The sequence below is a fragment of the Trinickia dinghuensis genome (genome assembly GCF_003367175.1).
Taxonomy (GTDB): domain Bacteria; phylum Pseudomonadota; class Gammaproteobacteria; order Burkholderiales; family Burkholderiaceae; genus Trinickia; species Trinickia dinghuensis.
In genome coordinates this window covers 348147-372232 of record NZ_QRGA01000003.1, presented here as the reverse complement: position 1 = coordinate 372232, position 24086 = coordinate 348147, and the positions used below count along the sequence as shown (strand labels likewise).

Here is a 24086-nt window from a genome sequence, read left to right as displayed (position 1 = left end):
GATTCTCATGTCTAGCATCGGACACGATGTAGCCGCGGGCCACGGTCACGACGACCATGCGCACGCTACGCCGCACGGTTGGCGCCGGTGGCTGTTCGCCACCAATCACAAGGACATCGGGACGATGTACCTCGTGTTCTCGTTCACGATGTTCCTCGCGGGCGGTGTCGCCGCGCTGGGGATCCGGGCCGAGCTGTTCCACCCGTACCTGTGGATCATGCGCCCCGAGTTCTTCAACCAGCTCACCACGATGCACGGTCTGATCATGGTGTTCGGCGCGATCATGCCGGCGTTCGTCGGCTTCGCGAACTGGATGATTCCGCTGCAGATCGGCGCGGCCGACATGGCCTTCGCGCGGATGAACAACTTCAGCTTCTGGCTATTACCGGTCGCGGCATGCTTGCTCGTCGGTTCGTTCTTCGCGCCGGGCGGCGCGACGGCCGCCGGCTGGACGCTCTATGCACCGCTGTCGACGCAGATGGGCCCGGGCATGGACTTCGCGATCTTCGCGCTCCACATCATGGGTGCGTCGTCGATCATGGGTTCGATCAACATCATCGTGACGATCCTGAACCTGCGCGCGCCGGGCATGACGCTCATGAAGATGCCGATGTTCGTATGGACGTGGCTCATCACGGCCTACCTGCTGATCGCCGTGATGCCGGTGCTCGCGGGCGCGATCACGATGGTGCTGTTCGACCGTCACTTCGGCACGTCGTTCTTCAACGCGGCCGGCGGCGGCGACCCGATCATGTACCAGCACATCTTCTGGTTCTTCGGGCACCCCGAGGTCTACATCATGATCTTGCCGGCGTTCGGGATCGTGTCGCAGGTGATCCCGGCCTTCTCGCGCAAGCCGCTGTTCGGCTATAGCTCGATGGTGTACGCCACGGCCTCGATCGCGATTCTGTCGTTCATGGTCTGGGCGCACCACATGTTCGTGACGGGCATGCCGGTGACGGGCCAGCTGTTCTTCATGTACGCGACGATGCTGATCGCCGTGCCGACGGGCGTGAAGGTGTTCAACTGGCTGGCCACGATGTGGCGCGGTTCGCTGTCGTTCGAATCGCCGATGCTGTTCGCGATCGGCTTCCTGTTCGTGTTCACGATGGGCGGCTTCACGGGCCTGATGCTCGCGATGGCGCCGATCGACATCCAATACCACGGCACCTATTTCGTGGTGGCGCACTTCCACTACGTGCTCGTTGCGGGGTCGTTATTCGCGCTGTTCTCAGGGTGGTATTACTGGGCGCCGAAGTGGACGGGCTGGATGTACAACGAGACGCGCGGCAAGATCCACTTCTGGGCGTCGATGATCTTCTTCAACTTGACGTTCTTCCCGATGCACTTCGTCGGCCTGGCCGGCATGCCGCGTCGCTATGCCGATTACCCGGCGCAGTTCACGGATTGGAACCAAGTGATCACGATCGGCGCGTTCGGCTTCGGCTTGGCGCAGGTCTACTTCCTGTTCGCCGTCGTGCTGCCCGCATACCGCGGCGGTGGCGAACTCGAGAAGGCGTCGGACAAGCCGTGGGACGGCGCGACCGGCCTCGAATGGACGATTCCGAGCCCGGCTCCGTTCCACACGTTCGAGACCCCGCCGACGGTCGAGTAATACGATGCGGCCGGTGCTTGCCGGCTCGCGCGTGCGAAACGCATGGGCGAGCCGCGAGCGGGGCCGCGAGAAACGAGGCGAGGGCGGTACGCCGCCTTCCCTTTCTCGAGGAAACGCCGGGCTGCCCCAAATTTCCTTGCTCCCTTGGGGAGGTGGCGCATAGCGACAGGTTGGGGGCACTTGGTAAAGAAACAGACAATGAACCACCCACAAAAAAGACGTACGCCGGAGCAGGTCCGCGCCGGCAATCTGCGGCTCGGTTTGATTTTGTTCGCCATCGCAGCCGTCTTCTTTCTGGGTTTTGTTCTGAGGCAGTGGCTGTGGCATTGAGCCGTGCGCTGGACGTTTAGCGAGGAAAACATGTCGACGCCTCCTCCGCACGATGGCGACCGTCTGTTGAACCGATCGATGCTGATCAAGCTCGTCGTGATGGCGGCGGTGATGTTCGGTTTCGGTTTCGCGCTCGTGCCGCTTTATCGCGCGGTGTGCCAGTTCTCCGGCGTGAACAACCTCGTGAAGCGTGACGCCACCCGCGCCGATGCGAAGAATACGCAGGTCGATATGAGCCGGACGATATCGGTCGAGTTCGATGCGAACGCGCGCGGCGCGCTGGCGTTCAAGCCCGAGCAGAACGCGCTCGACGTGCATCCGGGCGCGGTCACGGTGGTGAAGTATCGCGTGACGAACGAACAGAACCGCACGATCCGCGCGCAGGCGATTCCGAGCTACGCGCCGCGGGTCGCCGGTGAGTATTTCGAGAAGATAGAGTGTTTTTGCTTCACGCAGCAGACGCTCGCGCCCCATGAGACGCGCGAGATGCCCGTGGTGTTCTTCGTCGATCCGAAGCTGCCGCGGGACGTCACGACGATCACGCTGTCGTACACGTTTTTCGAGTTGAACGTGCCGGCAGGCAAGACGGCCAGCGTCGGCGCGGGTAGCAGCGATGCGGCGCCGGTGGCTGAAGCCGCGCGGGTGACGAAGTCGCCGCGCGGCGCATGAGAAACGAGAAGGTGGGGTTGGGATTGGAGACAGGCGCGATGACCTCTGACGGCAAAAGCAGCTTTGCCAGGACGATGAAAGCGGTGCTCTGGTCGTTTTTCGGCGTGCGCCGGCGCTCCGATCACGAAGCCGACATGAAGCTCAATCCGCTGCATGTGATCGCGGCGGCGCTGATTGCGGTGGCCGTGTTCATCGCGGTGCTGATCGCCGTCGTGCACGCGGTGACGAGCTGAGCGCGCGTCTCGGACGCCCCGGCGGACGAAGCAACTTAAAGCGAAGCGGTGCGGTATCGACGCGCCGACACATTGCGAAACAATTGGACTGAAGTGGAGAATCAACAATGAGCGGTCAAAACGAGAGCCCGTATTACTTCGTGCCGAATCCGTCTCGGCACCCAGTCACGGCGTCCATCGGCGTCTTCGTGATGCTCGGGTCGCTGGGGCTGTGGATCAACGACGTCGATTGGGCTCCGTACACGCTGTTCGCGGGCCTGCTGTGGCTGCTCTTCGTGCTGTGGCACTGGTTCGGCGACGCCATCTCCGAATCGGAGACGGGCATGTACGGCAAGCGCGTCGACCAGTCGTATCGCTGGAGCATGAGCTGGTTCATCTTCTCCGAAGTGATGTTCTTCGGTGCCTTCTTCGGTGCGCTGTTCTATGCACGCGAGATCGCGATGCACCAGTTGGGCAGCCTCGACTTCAAACTCATTTGGCCCGACTTCTCGGCGGTATGGCCGAACGAAGGCCCGGCGCAGCTGGCCGGCCACTTCAAGCGGATGGTGCCGTGGCCCGTGCCGACGATCAACACGGCGCTGCTCTTGACCTCCGGCGCGACGCTGACGGTCTCGCACCACGCGCTGCGTGACAATCATCGCAAGAAGGCCATCGTATGGCTCGCCGCGACGGTCGCACTCGGCTTCTGCTTCTTGATCATGCAGGCGTCCGAGTACATCCACGCGTACAACGAACTGAACCTGACGCTGGCCTCGGGCGTGTACGGCTCGACGTTCTTCCTGCTGACGGGCTTTCACGGTTTCCACGTGTTCCTCGGCGGCACGATGTTGACAGTCGTTCTCGTGCGCTTGATCCGCGGCCACTTCACGGCCGAGCATCACTTCGCGTTCGAAGGCGCGGCATGGTACTGGCACTTCGTCGACGTCGTCTGGCTCGGCCTGTACGTCGTCGTCTACTGGCTGTAATGCGGATCCGGGCCCGTCCGGCAGAAAAAGACGGGCCGTAGCGCATCGCGCGAATGCCGTGCGGTGTAGCCTTAGCCTAGTGAAGTCTTTCGTGCGCCGCCTACGAGTCGATCGAGGCGGCGTTTGATTTTTGGGCGGAGATGCTGCGGCAATGTGCCGCAGCCAAGAGGCGAGGCGGGCCGCGAAGCGCTCGCGGCCGATTCGTACGGATGGCTCAGCGGCCGAGCGGCACGTGGCTGTACTGAAGCCAGCCGAGCCAGTGGGCGAGCCAGAGGAACAGGAACAGCGAGATCGACAGCCCGACGCGTGTGGCGAGCGACCAGACCATCCGCTTGGACTTGCCGCGGTCGTGCATCATGAAGTACAGGGCCGACACCATACTGGCGATGATGAGGATGAAAGCGACGGCAACGAGAATGTGCATGGAACCAACCGATGTTCGGAATCGACGAAAAACAATCGATGCAATTATCGCACCGACCACGCGCACTCATGCAGGCGTCCGGGGTCCGATCGTGTTCGTTCGTTCGTGCGTCGCGGCATTCGATGATTTCCGGGGAGCGCGTGGTCTGACATGAAGTTTCGTCTCGTTCCCGTGCTGCTGATTCTGTTCGTCATGGCCGTGACGATCCGGCTCGGTTTCTGGCAGCGCGATCGCGCGCATCAAAAGGAAGCGCTGCAGGCGCACATCGAGCGATACGAGCATGCGCCGGCTCAGAGCGTGGGCGCGCAGCCGATCCCGCTCGCATCGATCGAATATCATCGGGTGCGAGCCGTCGGCCGTTTCATGCCGGAAGACGTCGTCTATCTCGACAACCGCCCGTACAACGATCAACCCGGTTTTTACGTCGTGATGCCGTTCCAGCTTGCCGGCGGCGGTTATGTTCTCGTCAATCGAGGCTGGATCCCGCGCAATGCCGACATGCGCACCGCGATCGCGCCCTACCGCACGCCGGCGGGCGAGATCACGATCGAAGGCATTGCACGCGCCAACGCGTCGCGTGCGTTCGAACTCGGCCAAGGCGGCTCGGCCGAGCACCAGAAAATTCGGCAGAACGTCGACGTTGGAGCGTTCGCCAAGGAAACGGGGCTCGCGCTGCAGTCGTTCGTCATCGAGCAGACGAGCGACGACGGCGACGCGCTCGTACGCGACTGGCCCGTGCCGACGATGGGCGTCGACACGAATTATGGGTACATGTTCCAGTGGTGGGGCATGGCGGCCGCGGCTTTGGGCTTCGGTTTGTACGCGGCCAGACGTGCCGCGAAAAAAGGAAATTGAGGGAGTCACGCTTGTCGATGTCATCTGAACGTTCCCGCGAGCGCGGCGGCAATACCGATCGAAGCCGCGCCGCACAGTCCGGGCAGCAAAGCGCGCCGCGTGGCTCATGGAAGAGCGGCCGGTGGGTCGTGCTCGCGATCGGGCTCATGTGCGCGGCGCCGATCATCGCGTCGTATTTCACCTATTACGTGATCAAGCCGAAAGGCGGATCGACGAACTACGGCACGCTGATCGAACCGCAGCGCCCGATCTCGGACGCGCTGCTCGTCAAGGACGAGACCGGCAAGACGATGCCGCTCGCGTCGCTGCGCGGGCGCTGGCTTATGATCAGCGTCGATCGCAGCGCTTGCGATAAAGCATGCGCGACCAAGCTCTACTTCATGCGGCAGATCCGCGTGACGCAGGGCGGAGAGCGCGAGCGCATGCTGACCGTTTGGCTGCGCACCGATGCCGACGCCGTACCGCCCCTCATCGAGCAAGCCTATCCCGATACGCTCAAGCTCATCGCCGATCCGGCGGCGTTGTCGGCCTGGCTGCCGGCCGACGCGGGGACGACCGACACGGATCACATCTATCTCGTCGATCCGAACGGCAACTTGATGATGCGTTTTCCGAAGCAGCCGGATCCGAACAAGATCAAGAGCGACGTCACGAGGCTCTTGAAGTGGTCGAGTATCGGCTGAAGCGGGGCCTGGCCCGGCTTTGTCCGGCGGGGCCGATTGGTTGGAGGGGAATCGATGTTTTTGCTGCAAATGGGTGCGACGGCGATTTGTATCGCACTGCTTCCGTTGAGCTACGTATGGATCAAGGCGAGCGACGATAAATTCCGCAAGCTCGTCTGGGTCACGACGTTTCTCACGCTCGACCTGATCATGTTCGGCGGCTTCACGCGCCTGACCGATTCGGGGCTCGGCTGCCCCGATTGGCCCGGCTGCTACGGCACGGCCTCGCCGTTTCTCGCGCACGCGCAGATCGCGGCCGCGCATGCGGCGCTGCCGAGCGGGCCCGTGAGCATGGTGAAGGCTTGGATCGAAATGATCCATCGCTACTTCGCAACGGCGATCGGCGTGCTCATCATCGCGCAGACGGCGAGTGCCTGGGTCGCGCGAATCAAGCGCAAATCGCTGCACGTTTCGCCATGGTGGCCGACGGCGCTGCTGCTGCTCATCGTCGTGCAAGGCGCGTTCGGTGCGTGGACGGTCACGTTGAAGCTGCAGCCCGTGATCGTGACGACGCACCTGCTGCTGGGCCTCACGCTGCTCGGCTCGCTCGCCTGGTTCGCCGCGCGGCTGACGCCGCTGCCGGCTTACGAGCCCGAGATCGCGCGCTACCGTGCCGCGGCGCTCGCGGGCCTCGTGCTGCTTGCCATCCAGCTCGCGCTGGGCGGCTGGGTGAGCACGAATTATGCGGTGCTCGCCTGCACCGATTTCCCGACCTGCAACGGTCAATGGATCCCGCCGATGAACTTCGCGCAAGGCTTTCATCTGTGGCGCGCACTCGGCATGACGGGCAACGGCGAGGTCATCACGCAAGACGCGCTGGTGGCGATTCACTGGACGCATCGCACGTTCGCGTTCGTCGTCATCGCTTACCTGGCGGGTCTGGCACTGAAGATGCGGCGCTACGAATCGCTGCGGCGGCCGGCGACGGGCGTGCTGATCGTGCTCGCGCTGCAATTCGCGACGGGTCTGTCGAACATCGTCCTGCAATGGCCGCTGCCGATCGCGGTGGCGCACAACGGCGGTGCCGCGGTCCTGCTGTTGCTTGTCGTTATGCTAAACTTTCGAACCGCTTCCAGCCGACTTGGCCGCGCCGCTGTTGCTCCGCGCGAGGCCGCACCTGCGTGATCCCATGGAAAGCACAACAATCGCCCGCCATCCGGGCTCCCGAATCTCCCAATATCTAGCACTCACGAAGCCGCGCGTGACGCAGCTCGCCGTGTTCTGCGCCGTCATCGGCATGTTCCTGGCGACGCCGGGCATGGTGCCGTGGAAGGTGCTGATCGGCGGTACCGTCGGCATCGCGCTGACGGCTGGCGCCGCTTTCGCGATCAACTGCCTCGTCGAACAGAAGATCGACGCGAAGATGCGCCGCACGTCATGGCGTCCTTCCGCGCGCGGCGAGATCACCACCACACAGATCCTGCTGTTCTCGGCCGTCTTGGGCGGCGTCGGCATGTGGATTCTGTACACGCTCACCAATCCGTTGACGATGTGGCTGACGGTTGCCACGTTCATCGGCTACGCCGTGATCTATACGCTGCTGCTCAAGCCGGCCACGCCGCAAAACATCGTGATCGGCGGGGCGTCGGGCGCCATGCCGCCGGCGCTCGGGTGGGCGGCCGTGACGGGCCACGTGCCCGGCGATGCCTGGATCCTCGTGCTGATCATCTTCGTATGGACGCCGCCGCACTTTTGGGCGCTTGCGCTGTATCGCCGCAAGGACTACGAAAACGCAGGCCTGCCGATGCTGCCGAACACGCACGGCGAGCAATACACGCGGCTGCATATCCTGCTGTACACGGTGATTTTGCTTGCAGTGACGCTGATGCCGTTCATCTCGGGCATGAGCGGGCTCGTCTACCTTGTTTCGGCGGTCGTGCTCGGCGCGATATTTCTCGGTTACGCATGGAAGATCTACCGCGAGTATTCGGACGCGCTCGCGCGCAAGACCTTCCGGTATTCGATCGTCTATCTGTCCCTGCTGTTCGCCGCGCTGCTCGTCGATCACTACGCGCGTGGCCTGATCGGCCTTTGACACTTCACATGCCCAAGCTTTCGATGATGCGCGCTGCGCGCGCTTTGCTCGCTGCGTGCCTGGTCGGCGGCACGCTTCTCGTTGCCGGCTGCGGCAAGAGCGAGCCCGCTTTCCAAAATCTGGACCTCACGGGCAACAAGCAGTTCGGCTCCGATTTCTCGCTGCCCGACACGAACGGCAAGATTCGCACGCTCGCCGACTACAAGGGTAAGGCCGTGGTGCTGTTCTTCGGGTACACGCACTGTCCCGACGTTTGCCCGACGACGATGGCCGAACTCGCGCAAGCGATGCAGCAGCTCGGGCCCGACGCCAAGCGCGTGCAAGTGCTGTTCGTGACGGTCGATCCCGAGCGCGATACGCCGCAGGTGCTCTCGCAATACGTGCATGCGTTCGACCCCGCGTTCGTCGGCTTGCGGCCGGATGACGCGCAGCTCGCCAAGGTCGCGAAGGATTTTCGCGTCTATTACGCGAAGGTGCCGGGCGATAAGCCCGACAACTACACGATGAATCACACCGCGGCGAGCTACGTGTTCGATCCGTCCGGCCAGTTGCGCTTGTTCGCCCGCGACGGGCAGGGCGTGCAGCCGTGGGTTCACGACCTCAAGCTGCTGGTCGACTGATCTCCCGATCCGCTTTGACGTTCCGGCTCCGAATGATTCGGCCGGAGCGCTTTCGTCCCATTCGTTCGCACTCCTAATTGAATCGATCTTGAATCGGCTGAACCGGTCTGCTGGCGCGGCCGGTTCGGTGCGCCGTTGCGACCCAGGCAAAACCGCGTTGCGCTGCAGCATATCGATATGCAATCAACGTATTTCACTTTGCGAGACGGCCATGACACCATCACACCGTCATCTTATTTTTCCTATAAAGAAAGCGAGATTTTATGCAACGCAGAACGCTTCTAAAGCTCCTCTCGTCGGTCGCGGCTACGGCGGCATTCGTCGTCGGCTCCGCTGCGCATGCGGACCAAGTCATCAAGGTCGGCACGATCGCAGGGCCCGACGAGCAGACCTGGCAAGTCGTGCGGAAAGTGGCAAAACGCGAAGGGCTCGACGTGAAGATCGTCACGTTCAATGACTACGTGCAGCCGAATGCGGCGCTCGATGCGGGCGACCTCGACGCGAACGCCTTCCAGCATCAGCCCTACCTCGACAGCCAAATCAAACAGCGCGGCTACAAGATCGTCACCGCCGGCCTGACGTACATTTCGCCGATCGGCATCTATTCGAAGAAGCTCAAGTCGCTGAAGGATCTGGGCAAGGGCGCGAAGATTGCGGTGCCGAACGATCCGTCGAACGAGAATCGCGCGCTGCTGCTGTTGCAAGCACAGGGGCTCATCAAGCTGAATGCCGGTGCAGGCACGAACGGCAACAATGCTACGGCGCTCGACGTGGCGGAGAATCCGAAGAAGCTCAAGCTCGTCGAACTCGATGCGGCGCAATTGCCGCGCTCGCTCGGCGACGTCGATGCGGCCGTGATCAACACGAACTACGCGTTGTCGGCGGGATTGAGCCCGACGAAGGACGCGATCGCGCGCGAAGACGTGCACAGCCCCTACGCGAATCTGATCGCCGTGCGTGCACAGGACAAAGACAAGCCCTGGGTGAAGAAGCTCGTCGCGGCCTATCACTCGCAAGAAGTGCGCGACTACATCGACACGCAGTTCAAGGGCTCGATGGTGCCGTCGTTCTAAGCGGCTTGAAGCCACCACCTCACAACTTCCGCTCCCAAGTCTGCGCGATGAGATTGCGCCCGAAGCGCCGCTCGGGCTCCGTCGCGACGCAGTGAAAGCCGGCGCGCTCGAACACGCGCCGGCCGTCGTTGAGTACGCCGCACGTGGTCAGCGTCAGCGTGTCGTAGCCGGCGCGCTGCGCGAAGCCGATGCTTTGCGCGACGAGCAGCGTCCCGATGCCGAGCCCGCGCGCTTCCGGTTCAACGTACAGAAGGCGCATGCGTGCCGCGCGCTCCGACAGCGCGGCAACAAAGGCCGCACCGACGATGCTGTCGTGCTGCACGGCGATCCAGCACATCGCGCGTTCGCGATCGCGCAGCCGCGAAAATTCCGCCATCTCCTGCGCCGCGAACGCCTCAAACCCCATATCCGCGCCATATGCGGCACCGAACAGCAGCGCTTGCCGATGCACGAGCCACCCGTAATCGCCGGGCTTCGGCGCGCGTAGTGAAACGGCCGTGTTCGGCGGCAACCGGTCGAGCAGACGTTCGATGATGCGCATCGCCGCGATCAACTGCTCCTGCCCCGCGGCGGAGAGCACCTTCAATACACCGCACACCTCGTCGATGGCGGCAACCTCGAGCGGCGCATAAGCCGCCCTTCCGGCCGGCGTCAACTCGAGCAGCGACTGGCGCGCATCGGCTTCGGATTGGCGGCGGGTGATCAGTTGGCGGCGCTCGAAGCTCGTCAGCAAGCGGCTCAAATAGCCGCTGTCGAGGCCCAGCACGCGCGCGAGTTCCGTGGCGGTGGAAACGGTCCCGAGCATCAGCTCGCGCAGCACCCGCACTTCGGTCAGAGAGAACGGACTTTTCTGTAAAAACTCGTGCAGCACGCCGATGTGCTGCGTGTAGAAACGGTTGAAGCGGCGCACCGCTTCCGCGCGGTGCTGCAGAGTGGTCTCGGTCAATGCGGGCGTCACCGTATCGTCTAAATTATCCAGAACTATATGGGATCGTCGTCAACAAACAAGTTTTGCTCGGCAGACCAGGTGGTACTAAACAGGTGCTTCCACTTGCCGCAACGATTTCTCCACCACTCGCGGGCCTGTCCGGAGGGCGCGACTGGTATGCCATCCGGGTAAATCCCGATGCCGAAAATCGCCGGCAAGTATCGCCGATTTCGACGTTAATGCCTTGCCCAGCAAGGCTCTGGAAGATTTTTCCGGCCGTTCGTAGGGCCGATTGACTGGTACTATTCTGGTTATATAATGGGCTCCAATTTAATCGCCCATCACGAGAACGCTCCCGCGTTCGACAGACGCGGGGGCGCATTGCCCAGTAACAACGTCACGCATCGCATCGCTTCGCGTGCTCGCGCTTTATTGAGATAGCAACCCCATGCTGAACGGAAACATCCTCACGCCGGACGGTTGGATTCGCGGCACGCTGCATTGCGAGAACGGGCGCATCACGGCGCTCGAAGGCTCGCCTGCCGATCCTTCCAAGAATGGCGATCCCTACATCCTGCCCGGCTTCATCGATTTGCACGTTCACGGCGGCGGCGGGGCCGACGTCATGGAATCGGGCGCGGCCATCGAAACGATTGCACGCACGCATGCTCACCACGGCACGACGAGCATGCTGGCCACGACGATGACGGCGCCCCGGGACGAGTTGCTCGCTGTCGTCTCCGGCCTCGGCGAAGTCACGCGTACGCGCACGCCGGGCGGCGCACGCGTGCTCGGCGTCCACCTCGAAGGCCCTTACATCAATCCCGGCAAGCTCGGCGCGCAGCCCGACGCAGCCGTCTCGGCCGTGCTCGACGAGGTGCTGAAGTACCTGTCGGTCGCGCCGATCCGCGTCGTCACGCTGGCGCCCGAGATCGCAGGGCACATGGAAATCATTTCGGAGATGGTCGCGCGAGGCGTGCGCGTTCAGCTCGGCCATTCGCTCGCCACCTACGACGACGCGGTGGCCGCGCTCAAGCACGGCGCCTGCGGATTCACGCATTTGTTCAATGCGATGTCGCCGATGCATCACCGCAATCCCGGCTTGGTCGGCGCCGCATTCGCGCATGCCGAATTCGCCGAGATCATTCCCGATCTGCTGCACGTGCATCCCGGTGCGATCCGGGCGGCGCTGCGCGCGATTCCGCGTCTGTATGTCGTGACCGACAGCACGTCGGCGACGGGTATGCCCGACGGCGAATATCGCCTGGGCAGCCAGCACGTGACGAAGTGTTTGGGCGGTGTACGCCTGGCCGACGGCACGCTCGCCGGCAGCACGCTGACGATGGACGCGGCGCTGCGCAATCTCGTCTCGATCGGCCTGCCGCTCGCCGATGTCTCGAACCGTATGTCGCGCTATGCCGCCGACTACCTCGGTATCGAAGACCGCGGCCGCCTTGCGCGCGGCGCATGGGCCGACGCCGTCGTTTTCGAACGCGACCTCACGTTGGCCGCGACCTATGTCGAAGGGGAACAGATTGTCGAATATGCTTGAAGAGGCGCTCGCCGCGAGCGACGTTGTCGAGGCGCAGTGCGCCGATAGCGCGCGTGTCGAGCAACTGGCCGCGCGGCTTGCGGCGTCGCCGCGCCATGTCGCGCTGACGATCGCGCGCGGCAGTTCCGATCACGCCGCGAGCTATTTCGCGAGCCTCGCGATGAGCCGCATCGGCCTGCCCGTCGCTTCGCTGCCGATGTCGATCGCCACGCTGCAGGCGGCGCCGTTGCGCGTGTCCGGCGAGTTGGCGATCGCGTTTTCGCAGTCGGGGCGAAGCCCCGATCTCGTCGACACGATGAAGGCGCTGCGCGAGGCCGGCGCGTTGACCGTGAGTGCGGTGAACGCACCCGAATCGCCGCTCGCCGATACCTGCGAATGGCAGCTGCCGCTGCTGGCGGGACCGGAGCGCTCGGTCGCCGCCACGAAGAGCTACATCGCGATGCTGTCGATGTCCGCACAGCTCGTGGCCTACTGGCAGCGCGACCCGATGCTGCTCGACGCGCTGCGCGCGCTGCCCGATACGCTGCGCGACGCGGCCGCGCTCGACTGGACGCTGGCGGTGGATATGCTGCGCGACGTCGAGCGCATGATCGTGATCGGCCGCGGCCTCGGGCTGGCCATCGCGCAAGAAGCCGCGCTCAAGCTCAAGGAAACGTCGGGCATACAAGCCGAGGCGTTCTCGAGCGCGGAAGTGCGCCATGGCCCGATGGAGCTGATCGACCGCGATTACCCGCTGCTCGTGTTCGCCCCGCGCGGTCCCGAGCAAGCCGGACTGATCCGGCTCGCCGCCGACATGCGCGCGCGCGGTGCGCGCGTGCTGCTGGCCGCCCCGGCCGATATCGCCGGCGCATCGGGCTTCGATGCGCGGCTGATGCTCGCGACGAGCCGCCACGTGTCGCTCGACCCGATCGCGGCAATCCAAACGTTCTATGTGATGGCCGCCCAACTCGCGGCCGCGCGCGGACGCGATCCCGATGCGCCGCGCCATTTGAACAAAATCACCGAAACCCACTGAGCGAGAGATGCAGATGGAACGTGCTGAGGAGTCCCGATTAATGAATCAGTCCCCGGACAAAGTGATTCTGCTCGCGCCGCTGACGGGTCCCGTAGTGCCGCTCGCCGACGTACCCGATCCCGTATTCGCGGGCGGCATGTTCGGCGACGGCATCGCTATCGATCCGCTGGACGGGCGCCTTCTGGCGCCTTGCGACGGCGTCGTCACCCATCTCGCGCGCACGGGCCATGCCGTCACGCTGCAAACGCGCGAAGGCGCCGAGATCTTGCTGCATATCGGTATCGACACGGTCGAGCTCGGCGGAGAGGGGTTCACGACAAAGGTGGCCCAAGGCGATCACGTGCGCGCCGGCGACCTGCTCATCGAATTCGACCAGGACGCGGTCGGCATGAAGGCGCCGAGTCTCGTTTCCGTCATCGCGATCGCGAACTCCGAGGCGTTCGACGTGATCGAGCGCGGATCGGGACGCGTGACGGCCGGCGTGAGCCCGCTGCTGTCGCTGCGCGCGAAAGGCGGCACGGCCGCCGAGGAGAGCGCCGGCACGAGCCCGAGCGAAGTGAGAGTTCAAGCGAGCCGCACGATCAAACTCGTGCAGGCGGGGGGCCTCCACGCCCGTCCCGCGGCGCGCGCGAGAGAGGCCGTGCGCGGGCTGCAGGCGCGCGTGGACGTGCATCACGAGGGCCGGCAGGCGAACGTCGAGAGCGTCGTCGGTTTGCTGGGGCTCGGCGCGGGAGAGGGGGCGACCGTCGAGTTGATCGGCACGGGCCGCGATGCGGCGCAAGCGGTCGATGCGGTGGCGCGCGAGCTGCTGCGCGAGGTGCACGGCGAACTCGAGGAAACGCCGGCACGCATGAAGTCGCCCGCGCCGGGGGCAGCGACTCGGCCCTCGGGTATTCCGCTCGATCCGAACACGCTCGCGGGCGTGTGCGCGGCGCCCGGTATCGCGGTGGGCAAGCTCGTGCGCTGGGACGATGCCGACCTCACCCCGCCCGAGCTCGCGAGCGGCACGTCGGCGGCCGAGAGCCGCTTGCTGGACCGTGCGCTGGCCACCGTCGATGCGGAGTTGAACACGACCGTGCGTGACGCATCGCAGCGCGGCGCCGTTGGAGAAGCGGGTATTTTCGCGGTGCATCGCGTGCTGCTCGAAGACCCGACGCTCGTCGATGCGGCGCGCGATCTCATCAGCCTCGGCAAGAGCGCGGGCTTCGCCTGGCGCGAGGCGATCCGCGCGCAAATCGCCGTGCTGGCGAACGTCGAGGATCTGCTGCTCGCCGAACGCGCCGCGGATCTGCGCGACATCGAGAAGCGCGTGCTGCGCGCGCTAGGCCATACGAATTCGGCGGCGCGCGTGCTGCCCGAGGAAGCGGTGCTGACCGCGGCCGAATTCACGCCGTCGGACTTGTCCTCGCTCGACCGCTCGCGCGTGTCCGCGCTCGTCATGGCCGCCGGCGGGGCCACGTCGCATGCCGCGATCATCGCGCGTCAACTCGGGATTCCGGCGCTCGTGGCCGTGGGCGATGCATTGCATGCGATTCCCGACGGCACTCAAGTTGTCGTCGACGCGAGCGCGGGCCGGCTCGAATACGCGCCGACCGAACTCGACGTCGAACGCGCGCGTCTCGAGCGCGATCGTCTGGCCGGCGTGCGTGAAGCGAACCGCCGCACGTCGCAGCAAGCCGCGGCGACGCGCGACGGCCGCGCGATCGAAGTCGCCGCGAACATTGCGACGATCGACGATGCACGCACGGCGGTCGAGAACGGCGCCGATTCAGTGGGCCTGCTGCGTACCGAACTGCTGTTCATTCATCGCGAGTCGGCCCCCAACGCCGACGAGCACCGGCAAAGCTACCAAGCGATCGTCGAAGCGCTGGGCGGCCGCACGGCGATCATTCGCACGCTCGACGTCGGCGCCGACAAGGAAGTGCCCTACCTGACGCTGCCGCCCGAGACGAACCCGGCGCTCGGCCTGCGCGGCATCCGGCTCGCGCAGGTGCGCCCGGATCTGCTCGACGATCAATTGCGCGGCCTCATCGCGGTGCAGCCGGCCGGGAGCGTTCGCATCCTGCTGCCGATGGTGACCGATGCGGGCGAACTCGTGCGCGTGCGCAAACGCATCGACGATCTCGCGCGCGGTTTGGGACGCACCGATCCGATCGAAGTGGGCGTGATGATCGAGGTGCCGTCGGCGGCGCTGCTCGCCGACCAGCTCGCGCGTCATGCCGATTTTCTGTCGATCGGCACGAACGATTTGACTCAATACACGCTCGCGATGGATCGATGCCAAGCCGATCTCGCCGCGCAGGCCGACGGTTTGCACCCGGGCGTGCTGCGTCTGATCGACCAGACGACCAAAGGCGCGGCCAAGCACGGCAAGTGGGTGGGCGTATGCGGTGCGCTCGCGGGCGATCCCGTGGCCGTCCCGCTGCTCGTGGGCCTCGGTGTCACGGAGCTGTCGGTGGATCCGGTCGCCGTGCCCGGCATCAAGGCGCGCGTGCGCAATCTCGATTATCAGCTGTGCCGTCAGCGTGCGAGCGATTTGCTCGCGCTCGACTCGGCGCAGGCGGTAAGAGCAGCAAGCCGCGAAATCTGGCCGTTGGATTGATTGGAAATCCTAATTATTAGGATTACTAACTAATTCGGGCGCCGAAATCGCAATTAGACGATAGTTGATAGACAAAACGAACTATCAACGACGAGACAGACCAACTGGAGGATTCAATGGATGCGAACCCATTTCTAAAGATACAGCGCCTAGGGCGGGCGCTGATGCTGCCGATTGCGGTCTTGCCCGTCGCGGGCATCTTGCTCAGACTCGGACAAGCCGACGTCCTGAACATCAAGATGATCGCCGACGCAGGCGGCACGATCTTCGATAATTTGCCGCTTCTCTTCGCGATCGGCGTCGCGGTGGGTTTCGCAAAGGAAAACAACGGCGTGGCGGCGCTCGCCGGTGCGATCGGTTATCTCGTCGAGATCGCCGTGATGAAGGACATCAACGCCAAGCTCGACATGGGCGTGCTCTCGGGCATCATCGCCGGTGTCGTCGGCGGGCTGCTCTACAACCGGTACAAGGACATCAAGCTGCCCGAGTACCTGGCCTTTTTCGGCGGCAAGCGATTCGTGCCGATCATCACAGGGTTAGCGTGTGTGGTGCTCGGTGTCGTGTTCGGATACGTCTGGCAGCCCGTGCAGCTGGCGATCAACGCCACGGGCCACTGGCTGACGACGGCCGGCGCGATCGGCGTGTTCGTCTACGGCACGCTGAACCGGCTGCTGCTCGTGACGGGCTTGCACCACATCATCAACTCGCTCGCCTGGTTCGTCTTCGGCACGTTCACGCCCCCGGGCGGCGGCGCGGCCGTGACGGGCGACCTGCACCGCTTCTTCGCGGGCGACCCCACCGCGGGCGGCTTCATGACGGGCTTCTTCCCGATCATGATGTTCGGTCTGCCGGCGGCCTGTCTCGCGATGTTCCATGAAGCGCCGAAGGAGCGCCGCGCGCTGGTCGGCGGCCTGCTGCTCTCGATGGCCCTCACGTCGTTCCTCACGGGCGTGACCGAGCCGGTCGAGTACACGTTCATGTTCCTCGCGCCGGTGCTCTACGTGATTCACGCGGTGCTGACGGGGCTCTCGCTTGCGATCTGCCAAGCGCTCGGCATCCATCTCGGCTTCACGTTCTCGGCCGGTGCGATCGACTACGTGCTCAACTACGGCCTGTCGACAAAGGGCTGGCTCGCGATTCCGGTTGGTCTCGCCTATGGCGTCGTCTACTACGTGCTGTTCCGCTTCTTCATTCGCAAGTTCAACATGGCCACGCCGGGCCGTGAACCCGCGACGGCCGAAGCGCAAGTCGAGTCGTTTGCCACGGGCGGATACGTCGCCCCGGTCGCCAGTGCCGCGAATTCGCGCGCGGATCGTTATATCGCCGCGCTGGGCGGTGCGCAGAACCTGACGCTGATCGATGCCTGCACGACGCGGCTGCGTTTGTCCGTCGCCGATTCGGGGAAGATTTCGGAGCCTGCCTTGAAGGCAGCGGGTGCCCGCGGCGTGCTCAAGAAAGACGCGCGCAACGTGCAAGTGGTGATCGGGCCCGAGGCCGATATGATCGCCGACGAAATGCGGGCAGTGGTGGCGGGCGGTGCCGCGCAAGCTGCATCGGCTCCTGCCGCGGCTGCGAAGGCGCCGGACGGCCAGGCGGGCCCGCTCGACCCGGATCCGATGCGCTGGCTGGCCGTGTTCGGCGGCGCGACGAACGTCGTGGCGCTCGATTCGGTGGCGGCTACGCGGCTGCGCGTCGTCGTGCGCGATCCGGCGTCCGTCGACCGTCAGCGCTTGGCCGTGCTCGATGTAGCCTGGGTGTCGGCCGACACGTTCCACATCGTCTGCGGACCGGCGGCGCAGCGCTACGCGCAGCAACTCGCGACGCGCCTGCCCGCTTCGGGCGGACCCACGCCGCAACCGGTTTGAGGGTTCATCGATAGAACCTGACGCCTCGTAAGAGGCGTCCGCAGTAAAAACGCAGTAAAGAAAAACGGCGCTTCGTGATTCGAAGCGCCGTTTTTCGTTTGCTTGTTGCGCCGGCTTGCGTCGGCTCGAATCCGCTTACGCGTACTCGGCCAGCGCCGTGCGCATCTTTTTCATGGCGCTGGCCTCGATCTGACGAATGCGCTCGGCGGACACGCCAAATTCGTCGGCAAGTTCATGCAGGGTCGAGCCGCCCGAACCGTCGTCCGCCACGTTGAGCCAACGTGCTTCGATGATGCGGCGGCTGCGCGCGTCGAGCGATTCGAGCGCCTGCGCGATGCCGTCCGTTTGCAGCCGGTCGTTCTGGCGCGCGGCCAGCACGGCCGTCGGCTCGCTGTGCGAATCGGCCAGATAGGCGATCGGAGCGAACGACTCCTCGCCGTCCTCGACTTGCCCTTCGAGCGCGACGTCGCCGCCCGACAGACGCGTCTCCATCTCCGAGACTTCCTCGCGCTTGACGTTCAACTCTTTCGCCAGGCCGTCGATCTCGTCGGGCGTGAACGCGTGCAGGCCCTGCTTATGGCTGCGCAGGTTGAAGAACAGCTTGCGCTGCGCCTTCGTCGTGGCGACCTTCACCATGCGCCAGTTGCGCAGGATGTACTCGTGAATCTCCGCTTTGATCCAATGGATCGCGTACGACACCAGGCGCACGTTTTGCTCGGGATCGAAGCGCTTCACGGCCTTCATCAGACCAATGTTGCCTTCCTGGATCAGATCGGCGTGCGGCAGGCCGTAGCCCAGGTAGTTGCGCGCGATCGAGACGACGAGGCGCAGGTGCGACATCACCAGACGGCGAGCCGAATCGAGGCTGGCCTTCTGGCGGTAATCGGTGGCGAGCTCGCGTTCTTCCTCGGCGCTCAGCATCGGAATCCGGTTGACGGCCTGGATGTAGGCGTCGATGTTGCCGAGCTGTCCGGGCAACATCGAGGGCGCGAGCGTCAGAGCACCTGCCGAAGCCGCCTTAGCGGACGCCGGGCGCAGAGTATTCGGAAGGGTCATAGCGTTGCTCACGTAACAAACTCCTTGTGAAACAGATCACTGCTCAATCACGACAGACACGAAGACAAAGTCCACGGGGGATATTAGCACTCCCTTTCATCGAGTGCTAACCATTCGAGTCAGCCTTCGATGCGAAGTTCCCATGATCCCTATTGAAATCTGAATTTGATAGATTATTTTACACCCCTTGCAGCAACCGCGTGCGGCGCCGCCGCGCAGCGAAATCCGGCCGATCCGCCCACGGCGCAAGGATCTATGCAACTCGCCAACAATGTTTTGCAGGAAACGGTACCGTACGAACTATGTCTACAAAGTAAAATCATCCGACCCCCGGGAGTGCGTCCCGGACCATTCGACAGCCCAACCCCGTTCGTTGGAGTATCGATATGAAGAAAAAGAACGATTTGATCCGGGTCAAAGCAATCGCGCTCCACTGCGCCGTGTCGGCGACATTGCTTGGCGGTGCGGCCGCAGCGCACGCCACGGCGTTGATCGATCCGTCCGCGGATCACACCTTCGGCGCCCAGCTCGCCTACGGCGTCGCGCAGCACAAGGTCGACAAAGTCGATCTCGGGTTCGTCTGGGATCCGGGGCTGAACGGGTGGGAGATCGGCGGCTGGCATTTTTCGCTGACCGGCGAAGCGCATCTGGCCTACTGGCATACGAGCGAAGGGGCTTTCCACAACGACGTCTACGCGCTCGGCGTCCAGCCGATGGTGCGCTTCATCAAGGACTCGGGTGCCATTCGCCCGTACATCGAGGCCGGCGCCGGTGTGCGCCTGCTCTCGCACCCGACGATCACCAATACCTACACGCTGTCCACGGCGTTTCAATTCACCGAAACCGTCGGCATCGGCGCACAGTTTGGTGGGCATCAGCAGTATCAAGCGGGAGTTCGCCTGCAGCACATCTCTAATGGCGGTATGAAAGAGCCGAATCCTGGTATAAATTTCACCCAGCTATACGTGCAATACAACTTCTGAAGCCGGCGCATCCACGCCGGGGCATGGGGGCGGAGCGATGGCGGCAAAGGTGATCGAGGCGATTCGGGCGCTTGAGCGAGATCGGTTTCGCGCGATGGTGGACGGCGACGTCCCGTTGCTCAACCAGTTGCTGTCGGACAGCGTGAGCTTCATCCACACCAGCGGCAAACGCGAGACGAAGCAGCAGTTCATCGACGCCATCTCGGGCGGGCATCGCCGTTACCGGCAGATCGAAGTGCAATCTCAGGACGTCGTGGCCGTCGGCAGGGAAACGTGCGTCGTCACGGGGCGCGCCCTGCTCGAGATGGAGGCGAACAACGGCGCGCTGCTGTTCCCGATCGCCTATACGGCGATCCAAGCGCAGGAAGGCGGGCATTGGCGCCTCGTCGCTTGGCAGGCGACGCGCTGCGCGCTCGAGTAGAGCCGCGCAGCGCACCGTGGGCGCCGCCCGCTCGTGACAGGCGGCCGCCCGGTCGATCAAAGCCGGTTCAAGCCGCGGCGGGTTCGTCCTCGCACTCTCGATCCCATTGAAGCCGATTGACCGCGGAGACGAGCGCATCGGCAGCGGCCGTCGCCGGATTCATATGTACGCCAGCGCCGTACCGTACGGCGTGAACGCCCGCGTCGGCGTCGTCTTGTCCCTCCACGCGGCACGCAACGAAAGCCGCGGTGCGTCCGTCGCTCGTCTGGACCGTTTCGTAATCGCAAACTTGCACGCGCTCGCGCGAGGCCGTCGAGATCGCTTCGGCAACGGCCCGCAGCCACGCTTCGCCATTGTCGTAGCCGGCGGCCGCATCGACGCGGGCGACCTCTCGACGGCGCCAGCGCACGACGGCATCGACACGTTCGGCGGGCCCGCTCGCATCGAAGTATTCGCTCGAGAACAGGGCGCAGACTGCATCGCCCGTGACTTCGGCACCCGAATCGTCGGCGATGCGCTGCACGGCATGGCTGAACTCGATCTGCACGCGCCGCGGCGGCGCGAAGCCGAGGCCGCGCTCGAGCAGATAGGTGGCGCCGCCCTTGCCCGATTGGCTGTTCACGCGGATGACGGCTTCGTACCCGCGTCCGACGTCGGCCGGATCGATCGGCATGTACGGCACTTCCCAGAGCGCATCGGCCTTTTGATGGGCGAAGCCCTTGCGGATCGCGTCCTGGTGCGAGCCGGAGAATGCCGTGAAGACGAGTTCGCCGGCGTACGGATGACGGGGATGGACGGCGATCGCGTTGCAGCGCTCGACGACGCGGCGCACGGCATCGATGTCGGAGAAGTCCAGCTGCGGGTCGATCCCCTGCGTGTAGAGATTCAGCGCGAGGGTGACGAGATCGACGTTGCCCGTGCGCTCGCCGTTGCCGAAGAGGCATCCCTCGATGCGATCCGCGCCCGCCAAGAGCGCGAGTTCGGCCGCGGCCACCGCGGTGCCGCGGTCGTTGTGCGGGTGCACCGAGAGCACGATGCTGTCGCGGTAGGCGAGGTTGCGGTCCATCCACTCGATCTGATCGGCGAAGACGTTCGGCGTCGCCGCTTCGACCGTCGCCGGCAGATTGACGATCATCTTGCGCGCAGGCGTGGGGCGCCAGACGCCGCTCACCGCATCGCACACTTCTCGTGCGAAGGCGAGCTCGGTCATGCTGAACGTCTCGGGCGAATACTCGTAGGTCCAGTGCGTTTCGGGCCGCCGCTCGGTTTCCGCCTTGATCAGGCGTGCCCCTTCCACCGCCAGCGCCTTGACGTCGTCCTTCGATGTGTTGAAAACGATCCGGCGGAACGACGGGGCGATCGCGTTGTACTGATGCACGATCGCGCGCGGCACGCCCGCGAGCGCCTCGAATGTGCGGGCGATCAGATCGGCGCGCGATTGGACGAGCACCTCGATCGTCACGTCGTCGGGAATGCGCTTTTCGTCGATGAGCTTGCGCACGAACTCGAAGTCGGTCTGCGAGGCGGACGGGAAGCCGACTTCAATTTCCTTGAAGCCGATCGCGACGAGCATTTCGAAGAACTCGAGCTTTTGCGTGATGCTCATCGGCTCGATGAGGGCCTGATTCCCGTCGCGCAGGTCAGTGCTCATCCAAATCGGGGCGCGTTCGATCGTGCGGTTGGGCCATTTGCGCCCGGTCAATTGCACGGGCGGGAAGGGGCGATACTTGACTGCTGGGTGGCGAAGCATGACGGACCTCGGTTCGTCGGGTCGTCTGCGAAACAGGGCGGATCGAGCGGCTGGCCGATTTCCACCGGGACGCGATGCTGCCGCGTCGGATGTTTCGCGATCCGTCCGAGCGATACTCGGCCGAATGCTGACGACTACGGGTTGTAGAAGGAACTGCGGTTTGGGGTGATACGGAAACGGCTCGGGGTACTGCTGGAGGACCGCGCGGACGATGCGCGGCACTACGCCTGGCTTACGCTAGTCGTAGCGATAGGGGCCGCGCTAGGCGGCCGGAGGTAATTCGGAGGGGGTTCAGGATAGAACACATGAATCGCACTCTATGACAGCGCGCGGCAAACTGTCAACAGGGTAAGCGGGAGGCGACGGTGCGAAAAGGCCCCGCAGCCCCCGGTGTGGCCGGCGCGCAGCGGGGCGAAAGCGAGGCGGGATCAGCCTTCTCAGCCTTGACGAGCTTGTCCCTGGGCGATTCCCACGATGTGTTCGACCTGCCGGGCGAGCGTCGGGGGCACGGGCGCCTTTCCGGCCAGCACCGATTCGATCCACCGTGCCGTCGTTTCCGCGTCGCGCGCGGCCGGCAGTTCGGGGCCGGTCTCGCCCTGCGATGAGCGCTCGGGCGAGACCAGCGTGTCGGCGATGCCGTCGTGAAGCCAGTCGATCTGCACCTGCCGGCGCGTGTCGGCCACCGCTTCGCCTTCGGTGCCGCGCGCGAGCAGCGCGCCGCCCGCGGCCGCCTCGGGATGGCCCAGAAACAACTCGGCCAGGCTGTCGCGATACGACGGGTGCGTGTAGTTGACGAGCCGCAGGCCGGCCGGAGCGAACGGCTGCAGGATCTTGATCAGCGTGTGCGTGGAATTTCGCACGCCCATCACGCGCCGCAGCGCGAGCAGCCGCGCGAGCTTCGGTACGAGGACTTCGACGGGCGCGAATGCGAGACGGCGCTCGGCCAGTGCCGTCTCGATGTCCGAATGGGAGGCGCAGGCGGCAATCCCCAAGCAGGCGAAGATCTCGGCGCTCGTCACCCGGCCCGGATCCTCGGTGACGCCGTGCACGAGCGTGGGCACGCCCTCGCGCGCGAGCAGCAAGGCGAGCAGCGGCACGAGATTCGGCTGCTTGCGCGCGCCGTTGTAGCTCGGGATCGATACGGCCCCGCTTACTCGCAGCGGCGCGCTCGAGGCCTGAGCCGCGGCCAGCATGGCGGCGAGTTCGTCGGCGCTCTCGCCTTTCAGGCGATAGGCCAGCAGCACGGCGCCGAGTTCGAGATCGGAGACGCGCCCATCGAGCATCGCGCCGTAAAGCGCGTAGGTGTCCTCGCGCGACAATGCGCGGGCGCCGTGCGGGCCGCGCCCGATTTCCTTGATGAAACGGGCGCACGGGAAAGGTTCGACGACGGATTCGGTCATGTGGCGCGAAGGCGGGCGGCGATGGCCCGCCGAAAAAATTGGGGGAAAGCTCAACGAGTACCGCATTCGCCGCGATCTGGCAAGCCGCCGCGCTGGGATTCGCGCCCCGGGTCCGCCGCTAGGAAGAGCCGGGCGGGCGAACGGATGGCGGGCGGCGCTCGCGTGGCCGCGCTAAACTCGATGCTTTCGCCCACGCCGTGCGCACCGGTCAGTGGCGCTCAATGACTAAAAGGAGAGAGCGATGGAATTTGTTTTTGCCCCCGCGCCGGCAGTCGCCGTGCCGATTGCGGACAGCGCCGATGTCGCCAGCACGCGGGAAGCCTTTCCGGTACGCCGCATCTATTGCGTCGGCCGCAATTACGCGGCGCACGCGCGCGAGATGGGGCACGACCCGGACCGCGAGCCGCCGTTCTTCTTCTCCAAGCCGGCCGACGCCGTGGTGTACGTCGCGCCCGGCACGACCGGCGAATTTCCGTACCCGCCGCGCTCGAACGACGTTCATCATGAAATGGAACTCGTCGTTGCGATCGGCCGCGCCGGGCGCGACATCGCCGTCGGCGAGGCGCTCGACCACGTGTACGGCTACGCGCTCGGTCTCGACATGACGCGGCGCGATCTGCAAGCCGAAGCGAAGAAGACGGGCCGTCCTTGGGACGTCGCGAAGGGTTTCGATCATTCCGCTCCGCTCGGCCCCATCCATCCCGTCTCGCGCGTCGGGCACATCGATCACGGCGCGATATGGCTGAAGGTGGGCGGTGTCGAGCGCCAGCGCTCCGACGTGTCGCAGCTCATCTGGTCGACGGCCGAGACGATCGCCTATTTGTCGACGTTGTTCACGCTCCAGCCTGGCGACCTCATATTTACGGGCACGCCCGAGGGCGTCGCGGCCGTTGCGCGCGGAGATCTCATGACGGGCGGCGTGGAGGGCTTGGGCGAATTGAACGTGCGTGTGGTCTAAGGCGGGATTCGAACG

General features: G+C 64.6%; 23 protein-coding genes. 18 read left to right on the top strand and 5 right to left on the bottom strand.

Going from position 1 to position 24086, the window contains the following annotated elements:
* The first annotated feature begins 7 nt into the window (after positions 1-7).
* The 5 genes from ctaD (at position 8) to DWV00_RS05855 (ending at position 3812) form a co-directional block, all read left to right on the top strand.
* Positions 8-1615 carry a cytochrome c oxidase subunit I gene (gene ctaD, locus DWV00_RS05870; RefSeq protein ID WP_115532596.1) on the top strand — a complete coding sequence of 536 codons (1608 nt, stop codon included), beginning with the start codon at positions 8-10 and terminating at the stop codon, positions 1613-1615.
* Positions 1616-1813: 198 nt separating this feature from the next.
* Complete coding sequence (locus DWV00_RS34315) at positions 1814-1945, top strand: cytochrome oxidase small assembly protein (RefSeq protein WP_220274661.1); 132 nt, start codon at positions 1814-1816, stop codon at positions 1943-1945.
* 30 nt (positions 1946-1975) lie between these two features.
* Positions 1976-2614 carry a cytochrome c oxidase assembly protein gene (locus tag DWV00_RS05865; RefSeq protein ID WP_115532595.1) on the top strand — a complete coding sequence of 213 codons (639 nt, stop codon included), beginning with the start codon at positions 1976-1978 and terminating at the stop codon, positions 2612-2614.
* 38 nt (positions 2615-2652) lie between these two features.
* Positions 2653-2847: a DUF2970 domain-containing protein gene (locus DWV00_RS05860; protein ID WP_115532594.1), complete on the top strand. Its 195-nt coding sequence runs from the start codon at positions 2653-2655 to the stop codon at positions 2845-2847.
* A gap of 107 nt (positions 2848-2954) precedes the next feature.
* Positions 2955-3812: a cytochrome c oxidase subunit 3 gene (locus DWV00_RS05855; RefSeq protein ID WP_115532593.1), complete on the top strand. Its 858-nt coding sequence runs from the start codon at positions 2955-2957 to the stop codon at positions 3810-3812.
* A gap of 214 nt (positions 3813-4026) precedes the next feature.
* Here the strand turns inward: DWV00_RS05855 and DWV00_RS05850 are convergent, their stop codons facing one another.
* On the bottom strand, positions 4027-4236 hold the full coding sequence (locus tag DWV00_RS05850) for a twin transmembrane helix small protein (protein ID WP_115532592.1): 210 nt from the start codon (positions 4234-4236) through the stop codon (positions 4027-4029).
* Positions 4237-4386: 150 nt separating this feature from the next.
* Here DWV00_RS05850 and DWV00_RS05845 point away from each other — a divergent pair, with 150 nt between their 5' ends.
* From DWV00_RS05845 to DWV00_RS05820, 6 genes are all read left to right on the top strand, one after another.
* Positions 4387-5091: an SURF1 family protein gene (locus tag DWV00_RS05845; RefSeq protein WP_115532591.1), complete on the top strand. Its 705-nt coding sequence runs from the start codon at positions 4387-4389 to the stop codon at positions 5089-5091.
* 146 nt (positions 5092-5237) lie between these two features.
* Positions 5238-5774 carry an SCO family protein gene (locus DWV00_RS05840; protein ID WP_115532840.1) on the top strand — a complete coding sequence of 179 codons (537 nt, stop codon included), beginning with the start codon at positions 5238-5240 and terminating at the stop codon, positions 5772-5774.
* A gap of 54 nt (positions 5775-5828) precedes the next feature.
* Positions 5829-6938: a COX15/CtaA family protein gene (locus tag DWV00_RS05835; RefSeq protein ID WP_115532590.1), complete on the top strand. Its 1110-nt coding sequence runs from the start codon at positions 5829-5831 to the stop codon at positions 6936-6938.
* Positions 6939-6942: 4 nt separating this feature from the next.
* Entirely contained in the window at positions 6943-7848 is a 906-nt protein-coding gene (gene cyoE / locus DWV00_RS05830) for a heme o synthase (RefSeq protein WP_115532839.1), read from the top strand.
* A gap of 8 nt (positions 7849-7856) precedes the next feature.
* Positions 7857-8468, top strand: coding sequence for an SCO family protein (locus DWV00_RS05825; protein ID WP_115532589.1), 612 nt, complete (start codon positions 7857-7859; stop codon positions 8466-8468).
* A 263-nt stretch (positions 8469-8731) separates the two neighbouring features.
* Positions 8732-9541 (top strand): MetQ/NlpA family ABC transporter substrate-binding protein, encoded by an 810-nt coding sequence (locus tag DWV00_RS05820; RefSeq protein WP_115532588.1) that lies wholly within the window; start codon positions 8732-8734, stop codon positions 9539-9541.
* Positions 9542-9560: 19 nt separating this feature from the next.
* On the opposite strand, the gene DWV00_RS05815 is transcribed toward DWV00_RS05820, so the two are convergent.
* Positions 9561-10487 carry a helix-turn-helix domain-containing GNAT family N-acetyltransferase gene (locus tag DWV00_RS05815; protein WP_115532838.1) on the bottom strand — a complete coding sequence of 309 codons (927 nt, stop codon included), beginning with the start codon at positions 10485-10487 and terminating at the stop codon, positions 9561-9563.
* A gap of 430 nt (positions 10488-10917) precedes the next feature.
* Between DWV00_RS05815 and nagA the strand changes: the two genes are divergently transcribed.
* From nagA to nagE, 4 genes are all read left to right on the top strand, one after another.
* Complete coding sequence (gene nagA, locus DWV00_RS05810) at positions 10918-12021, top strand: N-acetylglucosamine-6-phosphate deacetylase (RefSeq protein WP_115532587.1); 1104 nt, start codon at positions 10918-10920, stop codon at positions 12019-12021.
* Positions 12014-13036 (top strand): SIS domain-containing protein, encoded by a 1023-nt coding sequence (locus DWV00_RS05805; protein WP_115532586.1) that lies wholly within the window; start codon positions 12014-12016, stop codon positions 13034-13036. The genes nagA and DWV00_RS05805 overlap by 8 nt, the downstream gene beginning before the upstream one ends.
* A gap of 13 nt (positions 13037-13049) precedes the next feature.
* A complete protein-coding gene (gene ptsP / locus DWV00_RS05800; protein WP_115532837.1) occupies positions 13050-15638 on the top strand; it encodes a phosphoenolpyruvate--protein phosphotransferase in 2589 nt (862 codons plus the stop codon).
* 116 nt (positions 15639-15754) lie between these two features.
* Complete coding sequence (gene nagE, locus DWV00_RS05795; RefSeq protein WP_115532585.1) at positions 15755-17503, top strand: N-acetylglucosamine-specific PTS transporter subunit IIBC; 1749 nt, start codon at positions 15755-15757, stop codon at positions 17501-17503.
* Between the two features lie 135 nt (positions 17504-17638).
* On the opposite strand, the gene rpoH is transcribed toward nagE, so the two are convergent.
* Positions 17639-18571, bottom strand: coding sequence for an RNA polymerase sigma factor RpoH (gene rpoH / locus DWV00_RS05790; RefSeq protein ID WP_115532584.1), 933 nt, complete (start codon positions 18569-18571; stop codon positions 17639-17641).
* A gap of 374 nt (positions 18572-18945) precedes the next feature.
* On the opposite strand from rpoH, the gene DWV00_RS05785 reads away from it, so the two are divergent.
* On the top strand, positions 18946-19542 hold the full coding sequence (locus tag DWV00_RS05785; RefSeq protein WP_115532583.1) for an acyloxyacyl hydrolase: 597 nt from the start codon (positions 18946-18948) through the stop codon (positions 19540-19542).
* Positions 19543-19579: 37 nt separating this feature from the next.
* Positions 19580-19963, top strand: a complete 384-nt coding sequence (locus DWV00_RS05780) for a nuclear transport factor 2 family protein (RefSeq protein WP_115532582.1) — start codon at positions 19580-19582, stop codon at positions 19961-19963.
* A gap of 67 nt (positions 19964-20030) precedes the next feature.
* Here DWV00_RS05780 and leuA read toward each other — a convergent pair whose 3' ends face one another.
* The gene (leuA, locus tag DWV00_RS05775; RefSeq protein WP_115532836.1) at positions 20031-21713 is read right to left on the bottom strand and encodes a 2-isopropylmalate synthase; all 1683 of its coding nucleotides are present in this window, start codon (positions 21711-21713) and stop codon (positions 20031-20033) included.
* Between the two features lie 437 nt (positions 21714-22150).
* Positions 22151-23113, bottom strand: coding sequence for a DNA-binding protein YbiB (gene ybiB, locus DWV00_RS05765; protein ID WP_115532581.1), 963 nt, complete (start codon positions 23111-23113; stop codon positions 22151-22153).
* Between the two features lie 241 nt (positions 23114-23354).
* Here ybiB and DWV00_RS05760 point away from each other — a divergent pair, with 241 nt between their 5' ends.
* Positions 23355-24071, top strand: coding sequence for a fumarylacetoacetate hydrolase family protein (locus DWV00_RS05760; protein WP_115532580.1), 717 nt, complete (start codon positions 23355-23357; stop codon positions 24069-24071).
* Positions 24072-24086: the final 15 nt, after the last annotated feature.